This window comes from Acinetobacter sp. AL9, assembly GCF_041464035.1.
Classification (GTDB): Bacteria; Pseudomonadota; Gammaproteobacteria; order Pseudomonadales; family Moraxellaceae; genus Acinetobacter; species Acinetobacter towneri.
This window is the reverse complement of record NZ_JAYFSK010000184.1, coordinates 1-406: the sequence shown is the minus strand read 5'-3', so window position 1 is coordinate 406 and position 406 is coordinate 1. Positions and strand designations below refer to the sequence as shown.

Sequence of the window (406 nt, the reverse complement as noted above, 5' to 3'; positions counted from 1 at the left end):
TCTGGTTTGTGCTAATGCTTTGGCATTCACATTGCCAACGAAGATGGCTGCATGTTCATTCACCAGTTTTCGGCTGAATTGATGCAGCATGTTTTGTCTTACATTTTTAATCTTGGCATGGATGGCTTTGACACGTTTCTTATTTTTTGCACGTTGAGCAATACCAAGTTTTTGTTCATATTGCCGATAGATTTGAGGTGCTTTAAGTTTTACGCCATCTGAACAAGTCGCTAAATCTTTTAAACCTAAATCTATGCCAATTGAGGTTTTAGCGTTGTTTTTTTCTATTTTGACTGCATCAACTACAAGACAAACATACCAACGTCCACGACTATCTTCTACGAATGTGCCTGTTTTGATATTGTATTGACTTAATCCGTAACTATCCCATAGTTTAAATTGATGC

At 36.9% G+C, this 406-nt stretch carries 1 protein-coding gene; it reads right to left on the bottom strand.

Annotation, left to right across the window (positions count from 1 at the left end):
* A partial coding sequence (locus tag ACEO2X_RS14235; RefSeq protein WP_371972189.1) for a transposase occupies positions 1–406 on the bottom strand: 406 nt, incomplete at both ends.